This window comes from Acetobacter oryzifermentans (assembly GCF_001628715.1).
GTDB lineage: Bacteria > Pseudomonadota > Alphaproteobacteria > Acetobacterales > Acetobacteraceae > Acetobacter > Acetobacter oryzifermentans.
Genome location: NZ_CP011120.1, coordinates 1,250,824 through 1,275,096 on the forward strand (window position 1 = coordinate 1,250,824; position 24,273 = coordinate 1,275,096).

The following is a 24,273-nucleotide window of genomic DNA, read 5'->3' on the forward strand; positions in this document are numbered from 1 at the left end:
CACCCGTTTAGCCGCCGCTAAAAATGCGTGCGGCATCGGTTTTATTAAACAGCGCCAGCAAAATACGGGCTGCTACTCGCAAGTTCTTTTCTGGTGTGCTGGTGGGTGGTCCATCTGGTAGAATCTCCGTGGCTTCCTCATGTGCGGTGTCTAACAGCATATCCACCAGCATTTCCGGTGCCATACGGTAATCGGGCAGGCCGGATTGGCGGCGGCCTGTTGCCTCCCCTCCGCCGCGCAGGCGGAAATCCTCATCTGCAATAAGAAAGCCGTCTTCCGTTTCCTTCAGGCAGGAAAGCCGACGGCGCGCCGTAAGGCCCAAGCCTTCATCATGCAGCATAAGGCAGAAGGAGGCATCCGCCCCACGTCCCACGCGGCCACGGAGCTGGTGTAACTGTGCCAAGCCAAAGCGTTCTGCATGTTCGATCACCATAATGGTGGCGGAAGGCACATCCACACCGACTTCAATGACGGTAGTGGCCACGAGCATGCGGGTTTCACCATTGGAAAAGGCTTGCAGCACTTCTTCGCGCACGTTGGCATCTTGCTGCCCATGTGCCAGCCCAATTTTATCTCCAAATCGTTCAACCAAAGCTGCATGGCGGGCCTCGGCAGCGGCCAGATCCATGGCTTCACTTTCAGAAACCAGCGGGCATACCCAAAAAATCTGTGCGCCTTTATCTAGAGCGCGACCAATGCCTGCCAGCACATCTTCAAAATTACCAAGGCTGTGCAGGGATGTGCGCACAGGCTTGCGGCCTGCGGGTTTGCCTTCCAACCGGCTGATCTGCATTTCCCCAAACCGGGTAAGCAACAGCGTGCGGGGAATAGGGGTTGCTGTCATTACCAACATATCGGTCTCATGGCCTTTTTCTACCAAGGCCAGACGTTGATCGACCCCAAAGCGGTGCTGCTCATCAATAACGGCCAGACCTAGATCAGCAAATTTTACACCGTCCTGCACAAGCGCGTGGGTGCCGACCACCAGCTTGGCAGTGCCATCTGCTATATCCTGCAAGATTTGTTTGCGCGCCTTGCCTTTGACAGAGCTGGATAAAAACGCCACCGGCACGGGGGAGAGGCGCCGGAACGTAGCCGCATGCTGGCGGGCCAAAATTTCCGTAGGGGCCATAAGGGCGGCTTGAGTGCCAGCTTCTACTGCACGCAGCATAGCCATAAGAGCCACAAGCGTTTTGCCCGCACCCACATCACCCTGCAAAAGGCGGCTCATACAGTGCGGAGTAGCCATATCGGCTTCAATCTCGCGCAGAACGTGTTTTTGGCCGTAAGTAAGCTCATGCCCAAAGCTGGCGAGTGCCTGCTTTTGTAAGGTGCCATCACCATTCAGGCTCCGGCCGGGCCGGGCGCGGGATGCTTGCTGGGCAATGCGCATGGCTAATTGGTCTGCCAGCAGTTCATCACACGCTAAGCGAGCCTGCGCACGCGTGCGGCTGCCGTGCCATGCATCACCTTGTGCGCTATCGGGAATGGTGTCTGGAAAGTGCATCCAGCTTAGAGCTGTGGCAAAATCGGGCCAGTTTCTTTGCATGATAAGCGCTTTATCGTGCCATTCAGGCAGGGTGGGCGGCAAAAGGCGCAGAGCGGCGGCGATAGCCATGCGCACCTGCCCGGTAAACAATCCAGCCGTAAGGGGCCAAACGGGATCTAGCAGCGGAATGCGCTCTATCTGGTTTGCAGGCACCAGATAATCGGGGGACGTGATGGTGAGCTTATTACCAAAACGTTCAACCTTGCCAGAAAGGGCAATACTTTCTCCCTTTACAACCTGCTTGGCCTGCCAAGGGGAAAAGAAGGCAACTTCCAGTACACTGGTGGCATCATCAATCATCACGCGCCACGGTTGGCGGGTGCGTGGGGCGGGGCTGCGAATATCCTGCACCACGCCTGTAACGGTTGCGATTGTATCGGGCCTGAGTTGCGCCAATGTGGGGCGCAGCCTGCGGTCTATAATGCTTTCGGGCAGGCAGAACAGCAGGTCTATCACCCTGCGCCCGCCCGCAATGCGGCCCAGCAGCTTGGCACGTGCGGTGCTAATGCCGGGCAGGCTTTCAAGCGGGGTCAGTAATGGGGCTAGGGCAGAATTGCCATCTTGCCCTGTAGCCGAAGAGGATGTGAAGGAAAGGGGACTGGACACAAGCGATACACAAGCCTCTTTTTGGCAGGCTGACAGACAGGTTTAGCAACGGTATAGGATACCAGCGCCATGCAAGACAATTTTACAGTTTCTCCCTCATCTTCCTCCAGCGCATCTGGCGTGGCGGAAGATAATCTGGCTGCCCGCAGGCGGCGGCTGAAGTTCCGTGCCAACCATCGGGGCACGTTTGAAACAGATATTCTGATAGGCGGCTTTGTAGAAGCCAATGCAGATACCATGACGGCAGAAGAACTGACGGACATGGAAAACATTCTGGAAATGCCAGATCCGGAACTGACAGACTGGCTGTTTGGCCGCCTGCCATTGCCGGAAGAGAAAGCCACCCCCATGTTACGCCGTATGGTGGAAGATAGCCGTATCAGGCGCGGTGGTTAATAAAAACCCTTCAAGCTCCGGCCCGGGTATGCTGGCGGCTTGCGGGGTTTGCGTATTTAAGCAGAACAGGCGGATACCGGGATGACAGCACAAACAGGCGCACAAAAGCGGATAGCAACCGTATGGGGCGTGCCAGAAGGGTATGATGCCCTTTTGCTGGCCCGCCGTGCGCGGGATCATAAAGGCCCCGTGCTGCATATTGCGCGTAATGATGCAGCTATGGCCCGCCTGAATGATATGCTGGCCTTTGTAGCGCCTGATGTGGAAGTGCTGCGTTTTCCCGCATGGGATTGCCTGCCGTATGACAGGGTTTCTCCCAATCCTTCCATTGTGGCTGAGCGTGTTTCCACCCTTACGCGCTTGCTGGAACCCGCAAAAGGTCGCCCACGGCTTGTGCTGGCTACGGTGAACGCCGTGGTGCAACGTGTTGCCCCACGTAAAACGTTTGAGGGGCAATCCCTTTCTATCCGCACGGGGGAAAGTCTGGATCAGGGCTTTCTGATCGAGTTGCTGATCGCCAATGGTTACACCCGCACGGATACCGTGATGGAAGCCGGGGAGTTTGCAACCCGTGGCGGTATTTTTGATTTGTATCCGGCCGGGGCGGGTGAACCCCTGCGGCTTGATCTGTTTGGCGATGAAGTTGAGAACATCCGGGCGTTTGATCCCGGTTCCCAGCGTTCTACCGCTAAGCGCGATGGGCTGACACTTTGCCCTGTTTCCGAATTCTCATTGGATAAGGAAAGCATTTCACGCTTCCGCACTGGCTGGCGTGATGCTTTTGGCCCCGCAGCAACGTCTGACCCACTTTATGAACATATTTCAGACGGGCGCAGGCATCCGGGCATCGAGCACTGGCTGCCTTTGTTCCATGATCATTTAGAAACGCTGTTTGATTATCTGCCCGATGTGGCTGTTTCACTCGAACATCAGGCAGAGGATGTGCTTAAAGCCCGGTTGGAAATGATAGAAGATCACTATCAGGCCCGCCGCCAACCTGTGCGGGAAGGGGAAATACCTTACCGTCCGCTGCCTCCACATTTGCTCTATCTGGATGAAAAAGGGTGGGATGCCAGCTTGGCTCGTGTGCCTGTGGTGGCATTTAGCCCCTATGCACAACCCGAGGGCGCCGGAGGTGTGGATGTAGGTGGCCGCCCGGGCAAGATGTTCTCCAAAATTGTACCCGGTGCCCAGCGTGAGCAGGTGTTTACGCTCTTGGGGGATCAGGTAAAGGAATGGGCGCAGGTTAAGCGCTGCGCTTTTGTAGCCGCATGGACCAAAGGCTCGCGCGAGCGCATTGCCACATTACTGCGAGAGCACGGCGTACCCACCCAAACATATGAGACATGGGAGCAAGCCCACAAAGCCAAACCCGGCCCGGTTGGTTTGCTGACCCTTGGTTTGGAACGCGGCTTTGTTGCGGATGATCTGGCGTTTGTTTCTGAACAGGATCTGTTGGGTGAACGTATTGGTCGTCCACCGCGCCGTCGCCGTCGTGCTGATGAACTGATTGCCGAAGCCAGTGAACTTTCAGCCGGTGATCTGGTGGTGCATCAGGATTACGGGATAGGCCGTTATGATGGGCTGGAAACAGTAAGTGTAGGCGTAGCCCCGCATGATTGCTTGCGCCTGCTGTATGATGGCGGACAGAAACTCTACCTGCCTGTAGAGAACATTGAACTGCTTAGCCGCTTTGGATCAGACCAAGCTGGTGTTGCGCTGGATAAGCTGGGCGGCACGGCATGGCAGAACCGTAAATCGCAAATGAAAAAGCGCATCCGCGATATGGCGGGTGAGCTTATCAGAACCGCCGCCATGCGGGCGTTGAAGGAAGCGCCAGAACTGGTTCCGCCGGAGGGGCAGTGGGATGAGTTCTGTGCCCGCTTCCCATTTGTAGAAACGGATGATCAGGCACGCGCTATTGCTGATGTGCTGGAAGATATGTCCTCCGGCCGACCAATGGATCGGCTGGTGTGTGGTGATGTCGGCTTTGGTAAAACCGAGGTAGCATTGCGCGCGGCGTTTGTGGCGGCCATGTCTGGCGGACAAGTGGCTGTTGTGGTGCCCACCACTTTGTTGGCGCGGCAGCATTATCGCACCTTTGCCGCACGGTTTGAGGGCTTTCCCATCAAGGTGGCGCAACTTTCCCGCATGGTAACGGGTAAGGAAGCAACAGCAGTGCGTAAGGGCATTGCAGATGGCAGCGTGAACATTGTTATCGGTACGCATGCACTGCTGGCCAAAACGGTTCAGTTTGCCTCGCTCGAACTGCTGATTATTGATGAAGAACAGCACTTTGGCGTGTCTCATAAGGAAAAGCTGAAAGCCCTGCGTGAAGATGTGCATGTGCTTACACTTTCCGCCACACCATTGCCGCGTACGCTCCAACTCTCGCTTTCCGGCGTGAGGGAAATGAGCCTGATTGCCACCCCACCAACAGACAGGCTGGCGGTGCGCACTTTCATCATGCCGTTTGATAGCGTGGTGATAAGGGAGGCCATCCAGCGCGAACGCTTCCGTGGTGGGCAGATTTTCTGCGTGGCCCCGCGTATTGAGGATCTGGACAGGCTGGCCGAACGGCTTACGGCCATTGTGCCCGATGCTAGGCTGATACAGGCACATGGCCGCCTTTCCGCCACCGAACTGGAACGGGTGATGACCGAGTTTTCAGACGGTAAATACGATATTCTGCTCTCCACCAATATTGTGGAAAGTGGGCTGGATATGCCCGCAGTGAATACGCTGATTATCCATAGGGCGGATATGTTTGGCCTTGGGCAGCTTTACCAGCTGCGCGGGCGTGTGGGGCGTGGCAAGCAACGAGGTTATGCTTACCTCACATGGCCTCAAACACATGTGCTTTCAGCTTCTGCGGAAAAGCGGCTGGAAGTAATGCAAACGCTGGATACGCTGGGTGCTGGCTTTACGCTGGCCTCGCACGATCTGGATTTGCGTGGCGCGGGTAATTTGCTGGGCGATCAACAATCCGGCCATGTGCGTGAAGTAGGGATCGAACTGTACCAGCAGATGCTGGAAGATGCCGTGGCCGATCTGCGCTCAGATAAAAATCGTTGGGCCGCAGAAGATCGGGATTGGACGCCCAATATTGTCATGGGTCTGCCCGTATTGATCCCTGATGAATATGTAACAGATTTGCCCGTCCGGCTTGGGCTCTACCGCCGTATCAGCGCGCTGGCATCTGATGCGGAGCTGGAAGCCATGGAAGCCGAGCTGATAGATCGCTTTGGTTCTCTGCCGCCGGAGGTAAAAAACCTTCTGGATATTGTAGAGCTTAAGCGCCTGTGCCGTCAGGCCGGGGTAGAGCGTGTAGAGGCTGGCCCTAAAGGCATGGTGCTGCAATTCCGTAACAATACCTTCCGCAACCCGGCAGGGTTGGTGCAGTGGATGGGGAAATGGAAGGATGGCACAGTCCGCCTACGCCCAGACCATAAAATGGCGGTTGTGCGCGAACTGACGAACGTGCAGCGCATAGATCTGGCCCGGCGTGTTTTGAAAGACCTGGCTGGTATGTGCGAAAAAGTAATGGAAATGGCCTAACAAGACCCAGAGAGCCGGAGGGGTTTAAAAGCATCCCCTCCGGCGCTTTGTTTATTTAAGCGGAATGGGGAAGCCATTTACGGTGAGTACGCCGCTTTCCCATTTTGTATCCCACGTATTCTGTTCACCATGTTTGTGGCTGACCAAACGGGCCACAACCATGCCTGCGGCCAGCTTCATCTGTTTGGCGGTGCGGGCCTTATCAATAAGTGTTTCCAGATTGGTAATTTCCAGATGCCCAGAGGCTGATGTGTTGTTCACATTGCCTGTCAGCGTTGCTACACCATTGCCATGCAAAGAAGCCTCACCCTGCGTGGCATCAAAGCTGGAAATGGTGGCATGCACAGCCGGAGCGCTGGCACTGCGGCCACCAATGGCGCTCATAAGGGCGGGCACTTCCGCAGCAGGAAGCGAGAACGTGGCATGGGCTGCTGTGGGTAGCAGATCCTGATTGGCAACGTTATGGAAGCTTACTCCATCCATCCCCAATGATGCCGAAGCCGTCGCACTGCCGCCCTGCATCTGATAGCGCGCGGTATTAACAGTTACCTGTGCAGCCCCGTGCGCTAGCGTGGCGTTTTGCCATGTTAGATCATAGCTTTTACCGGCCTGCAGGCCTGCCAACACGCGTTTGCCTTGTGTGTTCAGCCAATCTGTGCACGCGGCATTGTGATGCCCCGTCATGGCGGACATCAGGAGCAGAGAGGCCGCATCTGCCAGATCATGCGTGGCTTCGGGCGTTTCGCCAGAACCATGCAGGGTTAAGTGGCCAGCCTTAAAGGTTGTGCCGCCGTCTGGCGTGCGTAACACCAGATTCTGGTAGGTAACGCCTTGCGCCGTTTCCTGCCCAGAAGCGCGGGAAACCACCGCGCAGCCAGAAGGAGGGGCCGCAAAAGCCGGAGCCGCAGTAACTGTGGCATAAATGCTCACAGCACCGAGAACGGAGAGGGACAGGAAAGTATACTGCTTCATTTCAACCAAAGGGTGCCGTAAGTAAAACAGGCAGGCAACCAGAAAGAAGCCAGAAAGAAAAACGAAAGGGCAGGCGCGTGCGGTTTTTGAAAATGGACCCTTTTTTAATGGGGTTGGTCAGTGCTGTGCTGCTGGCAACGTTCTTTCCCTGTCATGGGGTAGCTGTGCCGGTTTTTAGGTGGCTTTCCATTAGCCTGATTGCCCTAATGTTTTTTTTGCAAGGAGCAAGGCTTTCTCGCAAAGCTGTGGTGGATGGCTTGGTTGCGTGGAAGCTGCACCTGCTTATTTTGTGCTGCACCTTTGTGTTGTTCCCTTTGCTGGGGCTATTGGGCCATGCGTTGCTGCCTAACCTGATGCAGCCTGAAATCTGGATGGGCGTGCTGTTTTTGTGCTGCCTGCCTTCTACGGTACAGTCTTCCATTGCCTTTACATCCATTGGTGGGGGCAATGTGCCTGCGGCGGTGTGTGCGGCCACGGCCTCCAATGTTCTGGGTATTTTTATTACGCCCGTTTTGGTGGGGCTGATTCTGAGCAAGCATGGGGGCGCGGCCGGTAACCCGCTGGATATTGTTTACCAGCTTTTGCTGCCGTTTATTTTGGGGCAGGTGTTGCAACCGTGGCTTGGCCCGTGGGCGCACCGTAATAAAAAGCTTCTGTCTTTTTCAGACCGAGGCTCTGTGCTGGTAGTGGTGTATGCAGCGTTCAGTGATGCCGTTATGCAAGGGCTGTGGCACAAGCTACCTGTAACAGAAATGGGCGTGATTGCGCTGGTGGATGCTGTGTTGCTGTTTGTTGTGCTGGGCATTACCATTTTTGCCGGTCGTGCTTTTGGCCTGCCACTTAAAGATGAAATTGCCGTGGTGTTCTGTGGCTCCAAAAAAACGCTGGCATCTGGGGTGCCTATGGCCAATGTGCTGTTCCCGCCTGCATCGGTGGGGATGATTGTTCTCCCACTTATGATGTATCACCAGATCCAGCTTTTTGTGTGCGCTGTTCTGGCCCGCCGTTTTGCCCGTATGACACAGCAGGCAGAACAGCATGAGCAAAAGCCAGAGATACGTCACGCATCCTGAATACGGATATTGGAGAAAACAGAAGTGGCCGGGTTAGATCCAGAAAACTGGGAAGAATTGCGCACACTAGGCCACCGCATGTTGGACGACATGCTTGAGTCCATAAAAAACGTGGCAAAAGGCCCCGTGTGGCAGCCTATGCCAGATACATTGCGGCAGAACTTTAAGCAGGCTTCTTTACCCCACAGCGCACAGGCGCTTGAAGGGCTGTATGAGCAGTTTGCCAATACAGTTCAGCCTTATGCTGTCGGTAATCGGCACCCACGTTTTATGGGGTGGGTGCATGGCGGCGGCACGGCGCAGGGCATGCTGGCAGAAATGTTGGCTGCGGGCCTAAATGCCAATCTGGGTGGGCGCAACCATGCACCAGTAGAAGTGGAACGCATGGTTATCCGCTGGGCAGCGGAAATGTTCGGCTTTCCGGATACTACCAGCGGTGTGCTGGTAACCGGTTCTTCCATGGCCAATTTTATTGCCATTCTTACGGCCAGCCGCGCAGTGCCAGATGGTACGGATTTGCGCGAGCAAGGCGTGGCAGGCCGTAAGCTGGTAGGATACGCCGCACAAACGGCACATGGCTGTGTAGCCCGGGCATTTGATATGGCCGGATTGGGCATGAAGGCCCTGCGCCGCGTGCCAGTAGATGCCGCATTTCGTCTGGATATGCAGGCGCTACGCCGCATGGTGGCGCAGGATAGGGCAGATGGATACGAGCCTTTTCTGGTTGTCGGCACGGCAGGTACTGTAGATGCCGGGAGTGTGGACCCGCTGGACGATCTGGCAGATTACGCAAAGGCCGAAAAGCTCTGGTTTCATGTAGATGGCGCATTTGGGGCGTTGGCGCAGTTGGCGCCAGACTATGCGCCATTACTCAAGGGGCTGGAGCGAGCCGATAGCCTTGCCTTCGATTTTCATAAATGGGCACAGGTACCTTACGATGCAGGCTGCGTGTTGGTGCGTGAACAGGGGCGGCAAGCGGCAACCTTTGCACAGTCCTTAGCCTATCTCTCGCGCGAGGATCGTGGGTTGGCGGCGGATGCCCCGTGGTTTTGTGATTTGGGGCCAGATCTTTCACGCGGCTTTCGTGCGCTTAAGGTATGGTTCACGCTGGCGGGGTTTGGCACCCAAGGGCTGGGCAATGTGGTGGCGCAATCCTGCACGGTGGCGCAGTATCTGGCATCCCGCGTGGCGGATACGCCCGGCCTTACGCTGCTGGCTCCGGTAACACTGAATATTGTGTGTTTTCGGGTAGATGTGCCTGATGTGGATGATCTGGATACGCTTAATGCGGAACTGGTGAAGGATCTTCAGGAAAGTGGCATTGCCGCGCCATCTACCACGCGCATTTACGGCAAGTTGGCTATTCGTGCGGCTATTGTAAACCACCGCACAACCAAGGAAGATGCAGATATCATGCTGGCTGGCTTGGTAGATCTGGCGCAAGCCCGTTTGGGCCGCCCGCTGGCCTAAACAAAAGCCGGGCGGGCGGCACGTTCTTCCTTAACGTGCGCGTTTGCGCGGCCGGCGTTTTTCTTCAAACAGAGCGGAAAGGGACTGGAGCATAGTTCCCCCCAGTTCCTCCGCATCTGTAATGGTAACGGCTTTTTGGTAATAGCGGGTAACATCGTGCCCAATACCAATGGCAGTGAGTTCCACCGGGCTACGGTTTTCGATCATATCGATAACAGCGCGCAGGTGATCTTCCAAATAGGATGCCGGATTGACGGAAAGTGTGCTGTCATCCACTGGCGCGCCATCTGAAATCACCATCAAAATCTTGCGGGCTTCCTGCCGGTTTTTAATGCGATTCCATGCCCAAAGCAGGGCTTCACCATCTATGTTTTCTTTCAGCAGGCCTTCACGCAGCATCAGGCCCAGATTGGTGCGCGCACGCCGCCACGGCATATCTGCTGATTTATAGATAATGTGGCGCAAATCATTCAGGCGGCCCGGTTCAGGCGGCTTGCCGTTTTGCAACCAGAGTTCCCGGCTTTGGCCACCTTTCCATGCGCGAGTGGTAAAGCCCAGAATTTCCACTTTTACGCCGCAGCGTTCCAGCGTGCGGGCCAGAATATCCCCGCACGATGCGGCAACAGAAATAGGCCGTCCGCGCATGGAGCCGGAATTATCAATCAGCAGGGTTACAACCGTATCGCGGAATTCCGTATCCTTTTCCTGCTTATAGGATAGGGAGAGCATGGGGTTGACCACAATGCGGGACAGGCGGCCTGCATCCAGAATGCCTTCTTCCAGATCGAAAGACCAAGAGCGGGTTTGCTGCGCCATCAAACGGCGCTGGAGCCGGTTGGCAAGCCGAGATACCACACCATGCAAGGTGGCTAATTGCAGATCAAGCTGGTGCCGCAGGCGAGAGAGTTCTTCTGGATCACACAGTTCTTCTGCGCGAATTTCTTCATCAAACTGGGTGGTGTAGGGGTGGTAGCCTCTGGCTGTCAGGCCGGGTTCATTTTCCGGCTGGCGGCCGGGGCCTGCGGCTTCCCCCGTACCTTCTCCCATGCTGGCATCACGTTCTTCTTCTGCAAATTCTGAAGAAGATTCGCTACTGCCTGCCATCAGTTGAGGTTGAGAGATTTCCTCTTCCTGCTCCTCCTGTTGAGGAGATGTATTTTCTTCCTGATCTGGAGGTGGTGGGTTTGAATCATCTTGCGAATCGGCAGCTTGGGAAGAATCGTTGTTGGCATCCATGTCTTCAGATGCCGTGTCATCTTCTGTCAGGGCGCAGGCAGCCATAAGTTGACGGCTGGCGCGTGCATATGCGGCCTGATCCGTCTGGTGCTTTGCCATTTCATCCAAGGCGCTTAACGCGTTGGGTGGCAGCGTCTGCTTCCATTTTTCTAAAATGGCCTGCGCAGGTTCAGGAACTGGTTGGCCTGTCAGTTTTTCACGCGCCAGCAGTTCCAGCCCAACCACAGGGGAAAGCTGAGAGGCCTCTGTCATCCGATCTAGCCCGGATGCACGTATATCTTGTTCAAGCCGATGCCGCAGGTTGGCCGCCACGCCTTTCATGTGGCGCGCGCCTACAGATTCGATTCTAGCTTGTTCCAGCGCATCATACACATCACGCGCCTGCGTTTCGGCAGGTTGGCGGGCAGCGTGCAGGGCAAAGTCATGGTGTTTCAGGCGCAGCGCCTGTGCATCTGCTGCGCCACGAATGCGCTGCCTTTCTTCCTCACTCAGATTGAGAGAGGGAGATTGGAGCCGCACCTTTTCCCCAAGGCTGATCGGGGCCAGCGGCATGTTGCCACTGTGGAAGGAAACATCCGCCTCTTTTTGTCCGCCTATGGCGCGTAAAGCGGCAGATGTGGCCTGTTTGAAAGTATCCGCCCGTTTTTCCGCCTGCTCCCGAGAGAGAGACGGTGTGTTGGGAGCAGACGGGCCTTTGGTGCGATCAGCCATGAAGAAATCCGATTCAGGCAGTGCGGCCGGGCAGCGGACTGGCATTGAAGCAGCGCTGATAATACTCTGCTACCATGCCGCGTTCGGCTTCATCACACTTGTTCAGGAAGGTGACGCGGAAGGCAAAGGCCACATCTTTGAAGATGCGGTCATTTTCCGCCCAGGCAATAACCCCACGTGGAGACATAACGGTGGAGAGGTCTCCCGCCATAAAGCCGGAGCGGGTGAGGGCTGCTAGCGCCACCATGTTATCAATTTTATCACGGGTGGCTTTGTCATCTTCTGCAATGCCCAGACGCGCGCATACAATGCCCACTTCCTGCTGGTGCGGCAGATAGTTTAGGGAGGTGACAATATTCCACCTATCCATCTGGGCTTGGTTGATCTGCTGCGTGCCGTGATACAGCCCGGTTGTATCACCCAGCCCAACGGTGTTGGCCGTGGCAAACAGGCGGAAGAACGGGTTGGGGGAGATCACGCGGTTTTGGTCTAGAAGGGTCAGTTTGCCTTCTACTTCCAGCACGCGCTGGATCACAAACATCACATCAGCGCGGCCTGCATCGTATTCATCAAACACCAGTGCGCAGGGGCGCTGAAGGCACCACGGCAGCAGGCCTTCCTGAAATTCGGTAATCTGCTGGCCGTCCTTCACCACAATGGCGTCCTTGCCAATCAGATCAATGCGCGAAATGTGGCTGTCCAGATTGATGCGAATGCACGGCCAGTTCAGTCGTGCGGCAATCTGTTCAATGTGGGAGGATTTGCCGGTGCCATGGAAGCCCTGCACCATCACGCGGCGGTTGAAGGCAAAGCCTGCCAGAATGGCCAGCGTGGTATCGTGGTCGAACAGATAAGCTTTATCCACTTCTGGCACATGTTCTGTGCGAATGGAAAAGGCAGGCACCTTCATGTCAGAATCAAGGCCGAACACATCACGCACACTTACTTCCATATCTGGTACAGAAATGGCTGAAATGGGCGGGAGTTCGGAAGCGTTGGACTGGCTGGAAATATCCGTCATGGCTATATGTCTGCGCTCTTTGTCTGACAGGAAAGAAAAAAGGCAAAGCAACCGAAAATATATGATGCCTTAAAATGCAGCATACATCATTACAGCGCTTTTTCGAGGCTTTCGGTTAAGAGATGGGTCTTCACAATCGTGAAGGCAACATTGATTTTTTTAAGCCGTTCTTCGGCATTCCGGTCTCCGTTATTGGTGTCCGGATGGTGTTTGCGCGCCAATGCCCGGTAATGGCTTTTGGCTTCTTCCATACTGACAGGCCAAGAAAGCCCCAGAATTGCCAAAGGTTCCCGCAATGCCGCAGGGGCGGATGTGCGCTCCTGATAAGCCTGCGCACGTGCGCGCTCCGCACGGGAGCGGCGGTTCTGGCCCAGAATATCCAGCGGGTCTAGAATATCCTCTTCATTGGGTGTAGCGCGCTTTGCACCTTTGGCGCTTTGGCCAAAAGCCCATGTTGGCCGGTCCCACCCGATATCTGCGCGCAGATGCGCTTCAATCTGGCCAGGGCTCATGCCTTTATAATAATCCCACCGCGCATTATATTCCCGAACATGGTTGAGGCAGAACCAGTAATACTGGTTCAGCGCATCGCGCGAGCGAGGGGCACGGTAACCAGCCTGTTCCTGACAGCTCGGCATGTCACAGCAACGTGCTGGTGCATCAGGATCAGGATCGAACGCGCGGGGGCGGGTGTTCCTACGTTTAATCATTTAGCGTTATGTGCGGTGCAAAAGCATCTGTAGCAAGAGGTAAACAGGGATATGACTAGTCTTTCAGATTCTTCGGCTCTTTCCAAGGCAGAAGGTGTGCGTATGCAGCGGGTTCGTAATATTCTGGAAAAAACATTCAACCCCATTGTGTTGGAAATTGAGGATGAAAGCCACCGCCACGCACATCATAAAGCCATGGTTCGCGGTCCAGAGGCAGGCGCCACGGAAACGCATTTTCGGGTGCTTATGGTTTCTGCCGCTTTTGAAGGCGTGAACCGCGTGAATCGCTCCCGCATGGTGCATGAAGCTTTAGCCCCGGAATTTTCCAGCGGTTTGCATGCGCTGGCTCTTACCCTGCGTACACCGCAGGAATCCGAGAAGGTGGCATAATGCGCAAAGGCTTAAAATTAAACCGACGCGCATTTGCCTTGCTGGCCCCTCTGGCGTTGGCAGCCTGCGCGGGACAGGCCATGCAGGGTACATCTGGCGTAAAAAATGCCGATGTTGCGCGCGTAGAAAATTATTTCCGTACTGTGGATCTGGAAAACACCCCGTTTCTTCAAACATGGGCCAATGGCAGCCGTGGGGGTGGGTTAATTACCTATAAGCCCGGATCGTTATACATGCACTATACGGCACCGCATGAAATGGAGCTTCGGGCTTCTGGCCATCATGCTGTGTTTACCGATGCCCAGCAGGGCTCTCAAACCCGTATTGGTCTGGCCCATAACCCGCTGGGGTTGCTTATGGGAAACCCTGTGGTGTTGTCTGGTGAGGTGACTGTTACCAACGTGCAAAAACAACCCGGCGTGTTGCAGCTTTCGCTCACACGCACGGATAATCCTTCACAGGGGTTGGTCACGCTGGTTTTTCATGATGTGGCAAACAGGCTTGCGCTTTCCTCCATCCAGATTGTGGATGAACGCAGGCATGTTATTTCCATCAGTCTGGACCCTGTGTAACGGCTACTTCCTGCAAGGCGGAAGGTACGCTGCCAAATGTGTTGGCCCAGGATTGGGCCAGCGCGTGATCCAGCTCCTGCATGGTGGTGGAAAGTCCTAGCTTGCGAAAGCTGGTTACGCCAAATTCTCTGATCCCGCAGGGCACAATGCCCTCAAAATCCGCCATGTTGGGGTCTAGGTTAATGGCAACGCCATGCCAGCTTACCCAGCGGGAAACACGAACCCCAATAGCGGCAATTTTTTCCTCATTCCCGGTTTTGGGGTCTGTTACCCATACGCCCACGCGGCCTTCGCGCACTTCACCATGAATACCAAAATGGGCCAATGCGCCAATTACCCACGATTCCAGCGCATGCACATAAGCCCGCAGGTCTCTCCCCGGCACGGGGCCGTGGGGGTGTTGTAGGTCCAGCATCACATAAGCAGTCCTTTGCCCGGGGCCATGATATGTCCATTGCCCGCCGCGGCCTGCGTGATACGTGGGGTAGTTTGCAGGGTTAAAAAGGTCTTCTGCTTTGGCGGATGTGCCTGAAGTGTAAAGCGGTGGATGTTCCAACAACCACACGCGTTCTGTGGTTTCTCCCGCACGTATGCTGCGGGCCATGCTTTCCATGCGGCTGAGTGCCTGAGGGTATGGAACCAGTTTTTTACTGGTTTCCCATAAAATCTGTTCTTTTGTCATTGCCGCACGTTCCTGCTTCGGCTATAGGGCTGTTCACCAACGGTATCGCTCTTCTGGTGCCGATTGTCACGTGCGGCCGTGGCGGAATGGTAGACGCGCAAGCTTGAGGTGCTTGTGGGGGAATACCCCGTGGAAGTTCGAGTCTTCTCGGCCGCACCACATTTCTTCAAAAACAAAATTAAATCAGAGCAATAAAATACAGCAGAGTTTTCTGTCTGTTGGGTGCATAGCTGTTCTGCCAGAGTATAATTCTGCATTTTTGTGCATGAATTGTCATATTCACGCCTCTCTTTTCCGGTTTTTAGAATAGGCGCATGGTTTTAGATGTGTAAAATAAAAGCCATGTAGAGTGTGGCCTAAAACACGCACACGCGTTTTTGCGCGTTGGGTGGGTTTTTCTGCATTCTTCAGAGCCGTGTTGTTGGCAGGGGGTTCCTGCGGGCAGGGTGGTTCTAGTGGTTGAGGTTTAACCCGTTTTTTAAGGTGTTGTATTCGTGTCCAAACCCAAGCCTTTACGTAAAGCAGTCCTGCCTGTTGCGGGATTGGGAACGCGCTTTCTGCCTGCAACCAAGGCCATGCCAAAGGAAATGCTGCCTGTTGTTGACAGGCCGCTGATCCAGTATGCGATTGATGAAGCGCGTGAAGCCGGGATTGAAGAGTTCTGCCTGATTACAGGCCGTGGTAAGGACTCTCTTATTGATTACTTCGATATTGCTTATGAGCTGGAAGATACGCTGAGAGAGCGCCATAAGCTTGACTGCCTGAAAGCATTGGAGCCCAGCTCTATTGAGGCAGGTTCTCTTATTGCCGTGCGTCAGCAGGAACCGCTGGGCCTTGGGCATGCTATCTGGTGTGCACGCTCCTTTATTGGGGATGACCCGTTTGCTATCCTGCTGCCAGATGATGTTGTGCAGGCCGCACCGGGCAAAGGCTGCCTAAAGCAGTTGGCCGATGCGTATAATGAAACAGGCGGTAGCGTTGTGGCGGTTACAGAAGTACCGCGTGAACAAACAAACCGTTACGGTATTCTGGATACCGGCAAGGATGATGGCCACCTTGTGGAAGTAAAAGGTTTGGTTGAAAAACCAAAGCCAGAAGATGCACCCTCCAACCTGTCCATCATTGGCCGCTATGTGCTGACCCCAGAAGTTATGCCGTATCTTGCCAAGCTGGAAAAAGGCGCTGGCGGTGAAGTGCAGTTGACAGATGCCATGGCAAAAACCATTGGGCAGGTGCCTTTCCACGGCCTGCGGTATGAAGGCACTCGCTTTGATTGCGGCAATAAGCTTGGCTTCCTTGAAGCTCAGGTTGCCTTTGCTCTGGAACGGCCGGATCTCGCTGATGGCGTAAAGGCATTTTTGAAAAAATATACAGATAGAGCCTAATGTCTTTTACACATAGGTTTGAAGCTACCAGCCTGCGTGAATACGATATTCGCGGAATTGTCGGTAAAACCCTTTCAACCGATGATGCGTTTGCCATTGGCCGCACTTTTGGCAGTGTTGTGCGCCGCAGTGGCGGCAAAACATTGGTTGTGGGCTATGATGGTCGCCTGTCTTCTCCTTTATTGGAAGAAGCGCTGGTGCGCGGTGCCGTAGCATGCGGGCTGGATGTGGTGCGTGTGGGGCGAGGCCCCACACCCATGTTGTATTATGGGTCTGTTATTCTTAAGGCCGATGGTGCCGTTATGGTAACAGGCAGTCATAATCCGCCTGATCACAACGGCTTTAAAATAACTTTGGCTGGCAAGCCATTCTTCGGTGCCCAGATACGGGAACTGGGTGATCTGTCGGCCAAAGGTGATGTGGTGCCAGAAGAAAAAGGCACCGTGCGCGATGTAGATATTCGTGAAGAATATGTAGAGCGCCTTGTAAAAGATTATGTTGGCGGCCCGCGCAAGCTGAAAGTTGTCTGGGATAACGGCAACAGCTCCGCCGGTGAAGTTCTGGAAATGTTGGTAAAAAAGCTGCCGGGCGAGCACATTGTGCTAAACGCTAAAATTGACGGCACTTTTCCCGTGCATCATCCTGATCCAACGGTTGTTAAAAATCTGGAACAGCTTATTGCCACTGTGCGCGCAAATAAGGCTGATCTGGGTATCGCATTTGATGGTGATGCAGACCGCATTGGCGTGGTGGACAACACAGGCGGAATTTTGTGGGGTGATCAACTGCTTATTCTGCTGGCGCGTGATGTGCTGAAGGCTCATTCAGGGGCCACCATTATTGCCGATGTTAAGGCCAGTCAGGTGCTGTTTGATGAAGTGGCAAGCGCTGGTGGCAAGCCATTGATGTGGCGTACCGGCCATTCGCTTATCAAATCCAAAATGGCGGAAACGGGCTCACCTCTGGCAGGTGAAATGTCTGGCCATATTTTCTTTGCAGATAAATGGTACGGCTTTGATGATGCCTTGTACGCCGGTGTGCGCGTGCTGGATATTGTTGCCCGTATGGATGAACCACTTTCTGTGTTCCGTGAATTTCTGCCCAAAACCACATCCACCCCGGAAGTGCGTTTTGAGTGTGATGACCATCGCAAGTTCAAGGTGATGGAGGAAGTCGCTGCACGCCTGCGTAAGCAAGGTGCGGATATTTCCGAAATTGATGGTGTGCGCGTAAATACTCCAGATGGCTGGTGGCTGCTGCGAGCTTCCAATACGCAGGCTGTTCTGGTTGCGCGTGCAGAAGGTCGGACGGAAGCATGTCTGGAGCGTCTGAAGGAAGCTGTGGTGAAGCAACTTGAACTTTCTGCTCTGCCGCGCCCTGATTTTTCAGGTAACAGTTCTGGCCACTAGGTTTTTAGTATAGGTTGTTATGTAAAGCGGGCAGTTCTTTCAGGGCTGCCCGCTTTGCTATCTAAGCAATGTGTTTTTCCGTGACCAACCTTCAAACTGTCGTTTTATGTGGGGTTGGTTTCTGATATAGAGAACCAATGTTGTCCTCTTTAACGGACCCTGCCGGGCGGCGGATTTCTTACCTGCGTGTATCGGTAACAGACCGGTGCGACATGCGGTGCACATACTGCATGGCCGAACGCATGACATTTCTGCCGCGCTCAGATGTTCTGGATTACGATGAACTGTTGCGCCTATGCCGTGTGTTTGTGCAGCACGGTGTGCGCCGCCTGCGTATAACAGGCGGAGAGCCTTTGGTGCGCCGTGATATTGGCCCGTTTTTTCAGGAACTGGGCACATGGCTCAAGCATTCAGATAATCGGGGCCAGTTGGAAGAGCTCACTCTTACAACCAATGGCAGCCACTTGGCCCAGTATGCGCAAACCTTGTTTGATGCAGGTGTGCGGCGTGTGAATGTAAGTTTGGATACATTGGATGAAGCTCGGTTTGCGCAAATAACCCGCCGGGGCAAACTGGCGGCTACATTAGAAGGCATACGTGCAGCGCGAGATGTCGGGCTGGCGCTGCGTATCAACACCGTTGCTATGGCCGGTGTGAATGATGATGAATTTGATACGCTGCTGGCATGGTGTGGGGAAATAGGCGCAGATTTGTGCCTGATTGAAACCATGCCAATGGGAGACACGGGGGAAGATCGCACATCTCGCTATCTGCCATTGCTGGATGTAAAAGCTGATTTATCCAAGCGTTGGACGCTTACGCCCATTCCGGATGTTACCGGCGGCCCGGCCCGTTACTTGCGGGTGGGAGAAACCGGCAGAAGGTTGGGGTTGATTACCCCGATGAGCCATAATTTTTGTGCAACATGCAACCGGGTGCGGTTGTCCTGCACAGGTCGGCTTTATACCTGCTTGGGGCAGGAGGATGGCGCAGATTTGCGCAGTCTGATGCGGGCTGGCGCCAATGATGCTGCACTGGAAAAAGCTATTCAGGATGCTATCGCCCGTAAACCTAAAGGGCATGATTTCCTGCTTGGCGCATCGGAAGCTGATGTTTCTGGCCCCCAACGGCATATGAGCGTTACGGGCGGGTAGAAACCTGTTTGCTTATGGTTTGGTTAAAGGATGGGGCTGCTGTTGCAGCACATCATGCAACGAATGTGTAAATTGCCCCGGTGTAAGCGGTTGCGGCTGATTGCCAGAGGGAGACCACGCAGCAAGTATTGCCATATGCAATGGCATGCAGAAGCTTTCTGCTTTTTCATCCTCTAGTTCATGCGCAGCGGCAGGAAACAGTAAGCGTGGCGGAATGATGCGAGAGCGTAGGGCAAGCGCATTGGTTTCTCCCGCAGCGCGTAAATCTGCCATCAATGCCCGTAAGGAGCGGTAACGCAGTTCCAGCGTTTCTGTATCCACCACCGGCAACGCAAACCCGGCCCGCTGAAGTAACGAGACACAGCTTTGTTGCGTGGGTAAGGGTGATACGCGGGGTGAAACACCATCGCTTAATGCCAGTTCAGCCATTTCCAACGCCTGCCGCAAAGGCCGTAACGTAGGTAAAATGGGAATACTGGCCAAAAAGAGCCCATCAGGCCGCAGAATAGAGCGGATTTGGTGGAATAAACCCGGCAGATCATTCACCCAATGGAGGGAAAGGCTGGCAATCACCAGATCAAAACTGCCGGGGGCAAAAGGGAGGCGTTCTTCATCAGCGCAAAGGCTTGGGGTGGATGCGCAACGTGCCTGTGCTTCTGAAAGATCGCAGGTAATGGTTGGAATATTTCTGCGTTTCAGCCCTTGGCAGATAATGCCCCGGCCCCCAATATCCAGTGCGCTGGAAAATGAACGCATGACATCATCCAGCCGATCCAGCAGAATATCTGCTGCCGCTTCCAATATGGGGGCAGTGGCGTGCTGGGTGCGGGCTGCACGTTCACGGTGCAGCCTTACAGCTTTGCGATCAAAAATTACGGGCACATCCATTTTAGAACATGTGCGTGCTTCCCTGCGGTTTGCCAAGGATAGAGGCCGGGAAATTTTGTGTGAACCCATGAAATGCAAGTGAAAATACACAAACTGGGCGCGGTTTTGATGGATATTTTGTATCCGCCAAGTTGCATATTATGTGGGGCAGACGTGGCGCAGCAGGGGGCAGCCTGCGTTTCCTGCTTTGGTCGCCTACAATCAATTAGCCGCCCATTTTGTGATGCTTGTGCAGCGCCTCAGCCCTCGCAGGAAAGTTTGGGGCATACGGGGTTGTGCGCTGCGTGTGAGCAGCAGCATCCTGCATGGCAACATGCGCGGGCGGCTTTTGTTTATACGGCGGCCGCCAGAGATCTCATTTTACAGCTAAAGTATGCAGATAGAACAGAAAACGCTCGTTTTCTGGCGCAACGTATGATGCAGATAGGGCAAGATATTCTGCGGCCAGATGTGTTGCTGGTGCCCGTGCCTGTGCATAGGTGGCGGCTGCTCCGGCGTCGTTACAATCAGGCGGCACTGCTGGCGGCTGAGGTGGCGCGCGTAAAGCATTTACAGGTGCTGCCTGATGCCCTTGTGCGTACGCGCGCCACAACAAAATTAGCTGGATTTTCCCGCAAGGAACGGCAGCAGGAAATGCAAAGCGCCATTACATTTAGGCCCAAATGGCAGCAAAAACTGCACGGACGTTCTGTTGTGTTGGTGGATGATATGCTCACAACAGGCGCTACAGCTACGGCCTGTGTGCAGGCATTAAGGCAGGCCGGGGTGCTGGATGTCAGTCTTTTAGTGGCGGGGCTGGTGCCTGCGCGGCCAGAAGTTGATATAAACCTTCCAGAATAGATGTGCGGTGTAAAAACCGGACTTACCAAAACACAGAAGGAAAATGTTTATGCCTGAAATCGAAATTTACACGCAGCCGGGATGCCCTTTTTGCATGCGGGCCGTTACATTGCTGGAACGCAAAAAGGTGCCGTTCAAGGAAATTAACGCTCCTCGTGGCACGCAAGCACGTGAAGATGCCATCCGCCGCTCTGGTGGCAGCACAACTGTACCGCAGGTTTTTGTAGGAGATCGGTGCTTGGGCGGATGTGATGATCTGATGTCACTAGAGCGCCAAGGCAAGCTGGATGCAGCTCTGGGCTTGGGTGAAAACTGAAAGGTAGGAGGTAAAAGCGGATGATCTGTTATCAGCTCTGTTGTGCAAATGGGCATACGTTTGAAGGCTGGTATCGGGATAGCACCGCTTTTGCACGCCTGAAGCAGGAAAACCTGTTGAGCTGCGCCATTTGTGGCACGGCTAAGGTAGAGCAGGCCCTTATGGCACCCGCTATTGTAAAGGGTCGCTCGCATCTGAAACAAAAGGAACCTTCCAAACCCGAAGCAATGTCACAACAACCCGAAGCGCCGCCTGCACCGCAACAGTTAGAACCCGTAGTGTCAGATAATCTGATAAGCGCTTTGCGCCAGATCAGAGCCGCGGTGGAAGAAAACTGCGAAAACGTAGGTTCCAATTTTGCGGATGAAGCCCTGCGTATTCATTATGGAGAAGCGCCAGAACGCAGTATCTATGGAGATATGACGGCATCAGAGCGCGAAATGCTGGAAGATGAAGGGGTTGATGTGCTGCCGCTTCCGTGGGTACGCAAGACCGACAGCTAATTTTTCTGGGTTGTCGGAACAGTATTGGGGGTGGCAGGCAGGGGTTACGGTGCCCAAATTAACAGGGCAAACCAGCCGGTTACGTAAAAATTATATGTTGGCAACAGGGCTGGGCGAAGGAGAAAGAGAGCATGAAAAACTTCATGGCGCGCGGCGCTCAAACCGGAATTAGGGCTTTTTTTCTTTCGTCCGTATTAGGCATATCTGCCGCGCTGCTTCCTGCAATCTCTCAGCCTGCCATGGCAGATTCTGTTGCCTTGGGGGATGAAAGCAGCCTGATGGGTTACTGGCTGAGCCAAGACCATGACGGCGTTTTTAAGATTGAAAAATGTGGGGAAACTGTTTGCGGTCGATTGATTGGCTTACGCTACGATGGCACGAATGTTCCCAAGGGGCATGATGGAAAAACCGAGTGTAACCTCTTGATGCTAACGGATTTTCGTCCGCTGAAAGATGAAAAAAACAAGTGGGAAGGGAATATTCTGGACCCCGATAGTGGCCATAAGTATGACGCTCGGATCTGGTCTCCCCAGTCTGGTGTGCTGAAACTGCGCGGTTATTTAGGCCTGCCCATTTTTGGTGAAACCCAGACATGGACACGGTATTCCGGCCCGCCAATGGGGCCTGTCTGCAAGATGCCCTGAGCATACGCGCATTAAGGAGAAAAACAGGATTATGAGCGGCTCGTTTTCGCGTCGTGCTTTCGGGCTGGGTGGTCTGGCGTGTGGTTTTTTGGGAAGCACCTATGTGCGGGCAGACGATAACACGCCTGTAACCGATACACAGGATGCCGCAACGCCACCATCGCCAGAGCGTATTTTATGTTATGTAGGCGGCTATACGCAGCACGGGCCGCCGGGTGGCAATGGGGATGGCATTACGGTTTTTGAAATGAACCGTAAAACAGGTTCTCTCAACCATCTGAATACATTTACAGATGTTGCCAGCCCTTCTTTTATCGCATTTTCTCCGGATAAGCGTTTTCTTTACGCCGTTAACGAAATCAATGATTTTGAAGGAAAAAACACCGGAGCCGTCACGGCTTTTTCGGTAGATCATGGCACGGGCGCGTTAACAAAGCTGAATACCGTTTCTTCTGGTGGGGCAGATCCGGCGCATCTGAGCGTCCATCCCTCTGGTAAATACGTTATGGTGGCCAACTATACGGGTGGGAATTTTGCACTGTTGCGCGTGCAAAAAGATGGTTCCTTGGGGCCGATGACAACTCTCATCCACAATACTGGCCCACGTATGCCAGATCGGGCTTCGGATAATCCGCCGGGTAACTTTGCAATAAGTGACCACTCAGGCTCTCACCCACATATGATCCATGCAGACCCATCCGGCCGCTTTGTGGCAGTGGCAGATGCCGGGTTGGATAGAATGTATGTGTATGGGATCAATCTGGATACGGGGCGTCTGTTCCCGGCCAAAAAGCCGTTTACCACCATGACAGCGGGCTCCGCCCCGCGGCATTTTCAGTTTTCTGCGGATGGCGCGCGGCTGTACATTCTGTGCGAACAGGATTCCAAAGTTGTGGTGGCAAATTTTGATGCCAAAACAGGAGATATTGCACCGCAACAGGCCGTAAGTAGCTTAACCGCACACTTCCGGGGGAGCACGCTGGCTGCGGGCATTCTGTTCTCACCCGATGAGCATTTTCTTTACGTCTCTAACCGCTTGGGCGATTCTCTGGCTGTGTTTCAGGTGGCGCAGGATGGTGGCCTAACATTGGTGGATGAAATCTGGACACATGCCGATTACGGGCGGGCGCTCAAATTTGATCCTACTGGCAGCTATTTATACGTGGCCAACCAGCGGAGTGATTCCATTACATCTTTCCGGGTAGATAAAACCACCGGCAAGATTGGCTTTACGTGGGATTTTACACCCATTGGCAGCCCAACCTGCTTTGAGTTTCTGACGCTTCCTGCTTAACATATTGTGTAAGAAAGCGTCAGAAACACACTGATATTAAAGGTAAATTCTATATCAGTCTTTTTTGAAGGCAGCGATGTAGTTAATGCCCAAGTCCTGCGTTTCTTTCCAGCTGCCAATGCCGGGGGCCATGCCAGAAATGGCAACCATCCGCAGGCCAGCGGCGCGGGCATAGCGCCCCAGTTCGGAAGGCTGGATAAACTTGCGCCATTCGTGTGTGCCAACAGGTAGCAGGCGCAGCAAATATTCCGCCCCAATCTTGCCGACAGCCAAGGAGCGCAGGGTGCGGTTCATGGTAGAAACAATGATTGTGCCATTGGCATCTACAAGTTGAGCCAGCATAACCATAAATGCTTCAGGATCAGTCACATGCTCTATAATTTCTAAAGCCATTACAGCATCAAACTTGGCGTGTTCGGCCACCAGTTCTTCCGCGCTGCCTTGGCGATAATGGAGCGTGCCAGAACCGGCAGGAAGCGGGTTGGCTTCCAGATGCGCCTGTGCAGCGGCAATACCATTGGCCGATGCATCCAGCCCCAATACGTTATATCCGGCTTTTGCCAGGGCTTCACTAGCCAGCCCCGCGCCACAGCCAATATCCAGCACATGCGGCTTGCGTGATTTGCGGCCACGCAGGGGCAGGTGGCGGCTGGCCCATTCAATCCGCAGGCCGTTCATGGCATGAAGGGGGCGCATGGGGCCTGTTGGATCCCACCACTTGTCTGCCAGAGCACTAAAGCGGGCAATTTCCTCGGAAGAAACAGAGGAAGGCGCTTCCTCTCGGGTGGCGTGCATACAACAAATTCCTTTCCTGCTGGTCTCCCCGCTGGACGAAAGGGGGCCGGGAGAGGTATGTGACGCGGCTTGTGAAGCAGCGCAACCGTTCCCATGCGT

Annotated in this window: 22 protein-coding genes and 1 tRNA gene; 15 read left to right on the forward strand and 8 right to left on the reverse strand. The window is 54.3% G+C overall.

The genetic code is table 11. The features are described from left to right. Nucleotides 1-7: 7 nt before the first annotated feature. Nucleotides 8-2,155 carry an ATP-dependent DNA helicase RecG gene (gene recG, locus WG31_RS06040; protein WP_063353940.1) on the reverse strand — a complete coding sequence of 716 codons (2,148 nt, stop codon included), beginning with the start codon at nt 2,153-2,155 and terminating at the stop codon, nt 8-10. Nucleotides 2,156-2,224: 69 nt separating this feature from the next. Between recG and WG31_RS06045 the strand changes: the two genes are divergently transcribed. After that, a complete protein-coding gene (locus WG31_RS06045; RefSeq protein ID WP_063353941.1) occupies nt 2,225-2,551 on the forward strand; it encodes an FAD assembly factor SdhE in 327 nt (108 codons plus the stop codon). An 81-nt stretch (nt 2,552-2,632) separates the two neighbouring features. Beyond that, entirely contained in the window at nt 2,633-6,109 is a 3,477-nt protein-coding gene (gene mfd, locus WG31_RS06050; RefSeq protein WP_063353942.1) for a transcription-repair coupling factor, read from the forward strand. A gap of 51 nt (nt 6,110-6,160) precedes the next feature. Here mfd and WG31_RS06055 read toward each other — a convergent pair whose 3' ends face one another. Beyond that, nucleotides 6,161-7,111 carry a DUF945 family protein gene (locus WG31_RS06055; protein WP_063353943.1) on the reverse strand — a complete coding sequence of 317 codons (951 nt, stop codon included), beginning with the start codon at nt 7,109-7,111 and terminating at the stop codon, nt 6,161-6,163. 47 nt (nt 7,112-7,158) lie between these two features. On the opposite strand from WG31_RS06055, the gene WG31_RS06060 reads away from it, so the two are divergent. After that, nucleotides 7,159-8,154 carry a bile acid:sodium symporter family protein gene (locus WG31_RS06060; RefSeq protein ID WP_006115184.1) on the forward strand — a complete coding sequence of 332 codons (996 nt, stop codon included), beginning with the start codon at nt 7,159-7,161 and terminating at the stop codon, nt 8,152-8,154. 24 nt (nt 8,155-8,178) lie between these two features. Beyond that, nucleotides 8,179-9,624, forward strand: a complete 1,446-nt coding sequence (locus WG31_RS06065; protein ID WP_063354891.1) for a pyridoxal phosphate-dependent decarboxylase family protein — start codon at nt 8,179-8,181, stop codon at nt 9,622-9,624. 30 nt (nt 9,625-9,654) lie between these two features. On the opposite strand, the gene cobT is transcribed toward WG31_RS06065, so the two are convergent. The 3 genes from cobT to WG31_RS06080 form a co-directional block, all read right to left on the reverse strand. Further along, complete coding sequence (gene cobT / locus WG31_RS06070) at nt 9,655-11,571, reverse strand: cobaltochelatase subunit CobT (RefSeq protein WP_063354892.1); 1,917 nt, start codon at nt 11,569-11,571, stop codon at nt 9,655-9,657. Between the two features lie 13 nt (nt 11,572-11,584). Next, entirely contained in the window at nt 11,585-12,592 is a 1,008-nt protein-coding gene (cobS, locus tag WG31_RS06075; protein WP_063353944.1) for a cobaltochelatase subunit CobS, read from the reverse strand. Nucleotides 12,593-12,681: 89 nt separating this feature from the next. Continuing rightward, nucleotides 12,682-13,302: a J domain-containing protein gene (locus WG31_RS06080; RefSeq protein WP_006115188.1), complete on the reverse strand. Its 621-nt coding sequence runs from the start codon at nt 13,300-13,302 to the stop codon at nt 12,682-12,684. Nucleotides 13,303-13,353: 51 nt separating this feature from the next. On the opposite strand from WG31_RS06080, the gene WG31_RS06085 reads away from it, so the two are divergent. Beyond that, entirely contained in the window at nt 13,354-13,692 is a 339-nt protein-coding gene (locus tag WG31_RS06085; RefSeq protein ID WP_063353945.1) for a BolA family protein, read from the forward strand. Continuing rightward, complete coding sequence (locus WG31_RS06090; protein ID WP_063353946.1) at nt 13,692-14,264, forward strand: LolA family protein; 573 nt, start codon at nt 13,692-13,694, stop codon at nt 14,262-14,264. Before WG31_RS06085 ends, WG31_RS06090 begins: the two co-directional genes overlap by 1 nt. Here WG31_RS06090 and lipB read toward each other — a convergent pair. Beyond that, nucleotides 14,245-14,946, reverse strand: coding sequence for a lipoyl(octanoyl) transferase LipB (gene lipB / locus WG31_RS06095; protein WP_063353947.1), 702 nt, complete (start codon nt 14,944-14,946; stop codon nt 14,245-14,247). The genes WG31_RS06090 and lipB overlap by 20 nt on opposite strands. A gap of 72 nt (nt 14,947-15,018) precedes the next feature. On the opposite strand from lipB, the gene WG31_RS06100 reads away from it, so the two are divergent. From WG31_RS06100 to moaA, 4 genes are all read left to right on the forward strand, one after another. After that, a tRNA-Leu gene (locus WG31_RS06100) sits at nt 15,019-15,105 on the forward strand. Nucleotides 15,106-15,440: 335 nt separating this feature from the next. After that, nucleotides 15,441-16,331 carry a UTP--glucose-1-phosphate uridylyltransferase GalU gene (galU, locus tag WG31_RS06105; RefSeq protein WP_006115192.1) on the forward strand — a complete coding sequence of 297 codons (891 nt, stop codon included), beginning with the start codon at nt 15,441-15,443 and terminating at the stop codon, nt 16,329-16,331. Next, a complete protein-coding gene (gene pgmG, locus WG31_RS06110) occupies nt 16,331-17,740 on the forward strand; it encodes a phosphoglucomutase/phosphomannomutase PgmG (RefSeq protein WP_063353948.1) in 1,410 nt (469 codons plus the stop codon). Before galU ends, pgmG begins: the two co-directional genes overlap by 1 nt. Before the next feature lie 137 nt (nt 17,741-17,877). Beyond that, a complete protein-coding gene (gene moaA / locus WG31_RS06115) occupies nt 17,878-18,894 on the forward strand; it encodes a GTP 3',8-cyclase MoaA (RefSeq protein ID WP_063353949.1) in 1,017 nt (338 codons plus the stop codon). A 12-nt stretch (nt 18,895-18,906) separates the two neighbouring features. On the opposite strand, the gene WG31_RS06120 is transcribed toward moaA, so the two are convergent. Continuing rightward, complete coding sequence (locus WG31_RS06120) at nt 18,907-19,782, reverse strand: methyltransferase domain-containing protein (protein WP_063354893.1); 876 nt, start codon at nt 19,780-19,782, stop codon at nt 18,907-18,909. Nucleotides 19,783-19,854: 72 nt separating this feature from the next. Here WG31_RS06120 and WG31_RS06125 point away from each other — a divergent pair, with 72 nt between their 5' ends. The 5 genes from WG31_RS06125 to WG31_RS06145 all read left to right on the forward strand — a co-directional run bounded on the left by WG31_RS06125 (nt 19,855) and on the right by WG31_RS06145 (nt 23,379). Next, entirely contained in the window at nt 19,855-20,622 is a 768-nt protein-coding gene (locus WG31_RS06125) for a ComF family protein (RefSeq protein WP_063353950.1), read from the forward strand. Between the two features lie 49 nt (nt 20,623-20,671). Then, complete coding sequence (gene grxC, locus WG31_RS06130; RefSeq protein ID WP_035351735.1) at nt 20,672-20,938, forward strand: glutaredoxin 3; 267 nt, start codon at nt 20,672-20,674, stop codon at nt 20,936-20,938. Between the two features lie 20 nt (nt 20,939-20,958). Next, nucleotides 20,959-21,441 carry a DUF1178 family protein gene (locus WG31_RS06135; protein ID WP_063353951.1) on the forward strand — a complete coding sequence of 161 codons (483 nt, stop codon included), beginning with the start codon at nt 20,959-20,961 and terminating at the stop codon, nt 21,439-21,441. 131 nt (nt 21,442-21,572) lie between these two features. After that, the gene (locus WG31_RS06140) at nt 21,573-22,085 is read left to right on the forward strand and encodes a DUF2147 domain-containing protein (protein ID WP_063353952.1); all 513 of its coding nucleotides are present in this window, start codon (nt 21,573-21,575) and stop codon (nt 22,083-22,085) included. Between the two features lie 31 nt (nt 22,086-22,116). Beyond that, nucleotides 22,117-23,379, forward strand: a complete 1,263-nt coding sequence (locus WG31_RS06145; RefSeq protein WP_063353953.1) for a lactonase family protein — start codon at nt 22,117-22,119, stop codon at nt 23,377-23,379. A gap of 54 nt (nt 23,380-23,433) precedes the next feature. Here the strand turns inward: WG31_RS06145 and ubiG are convergent, their stop codons facing one another. Next, on the reverse strand, nt 23,434-24,174 hold the full coding sequence (ubiG, locus tag WG31_RS06150) for a bifunctional 2-polyprenyl-6-hydroxyphenol methylase/3-demethylubiquinol 3-O-methyltransferase UbiG (protein ID WP_006115201.1): 741 nt from the start codon (nt 24,172-24,174) through the stop codon (nt 23,434-23,436). Nucleotides 24,175-24,273 lie beyond the last annotated feature (99 nt).

What these genes read in the sequence shown, in the direction of transcription:
- WG31_RS06045 (WP_063353941.1), top strand. Translation starts at nt 2,225, where the DNA reads ATGCAAGACAATTTTACAGTTTCTCCCTCATCTTCCTCCAGCGCATCT.
- mfd (WP_063353942.1), top strand. Translation starts at nt 2,633, where the DNA reads ATGACAGCACAAACAGGCGCACAAAAGCGGATAGCAACCGTATGGGGC.
- cobT (WP_063354892.1), bottom strand. Translation starts at nt 11,571, where the DNA reads ATGGCTGATCGCACCAAAGGCCCGTCTGCTCCCAACACACCGTCTCTC.
- cobS (WP_063353944.1), bottom strand. Translation starts at nt 12,592, where the DNA reads ATGACGGATATTTCCAGCCAGTCCAACGCTTCCGAACTCCCGCCCATT.
- WG31_RS06080 (WP_006115188.1), bottom strand. Translation starts at nt 13,302, where the DNA reads ATGATTAAACGTAGGAACACCCGCCCCCGCGCGTTCGATCCTGATCCT.
- WG31_RS06085 (WP_063353945.1), top strand. Translation starts at nt 13,354, where the DNA reads ATGACTAGTCTTTCAGATTCTTCGGCTCTTTCCAAGGCAGAAGGTGTG.
- WG31_RS06090 (WP_063353946.1), top strand. Translation starts at nt 13,692, where the DNA reads ATGCGCAAAGGCTTAAAATTAAACCGACGCGCATTTGCCTTGCTGGCC.
- lipB (WP_063353947.1), bottom strand. Translation starts at nt 14,946, where the DNA reads ATGACAAAAGAACAGATTTTATGGGAAACCAGTAAAAAACTGGTTCCA.
- pgmG (WP_063353948.1), top strand. Translation starts at nt 16,331, where the DNA reads ATGTCTTTTACACATAGGTTTGAAGCTACCAGCCTGCGTGAATACGAT.
- moaA (WP_063353949.1), top strand. Translation starts at nt 17,878, where the DNA reads ATGTTGTCCTCTTTAACGGACCCTGCCGGGCGGCGGATTTCTTACCTG.
- WG31_RS06120 (WP_063354893.1), bottom strand. Translation starts at nt 19,782, where the DNA reads ATGGATGTGCCCGTAATTTTTGATCGCAAAGCTGTAAGGCTGCACCGT.
- WG31_RS06125 (WP_063353950.1), top strand. Translation starts at nt 19,855, where the DNA reads ATGCAAGTGAAAATACACAAACTGGGCGCGGTTTTGATGGATATTTTG.
- grxC (WP_035351735.1), top strand. Translation starts at nt 20,672, where the DNA reads ATGCCTGAAATCGAAATTTACACGCAGCCGGGATGCCCTTTTTGCATG.
- WG31_RS06135 (WP_063353951.1), top strand. Translation starts at nt 20,959, where the DNA reads ATGATCTGTTATCAGCTCTGTTGTGCAAATGGGCATACGTTTGAAGGC.
- WG31_RS06140 (WP_063353952.1), top strand. Translation starts at nt 21,573, where the DNA reads ATGAAAAACTTCATGGCGCGCGGCGCTCAAACCGGAATTAGGGCTTTT.
- WG31_RS06145 (WP_063353953.1), top strand. Translation starts at nt 22,117, where the DNA reads ATGAGCGGCTCGTTTTCGCGTCGTGCTTTCGGGCTGGGTGGTCTGGCG.
- ubiG (WP_006115201.1), bottom strand. Translation starts at nt 24,174, where the DNA reads ATGCACGCCACCCGAGAGGAAGCGCCTTCCTCTGTTTCTTCCGAGGAA.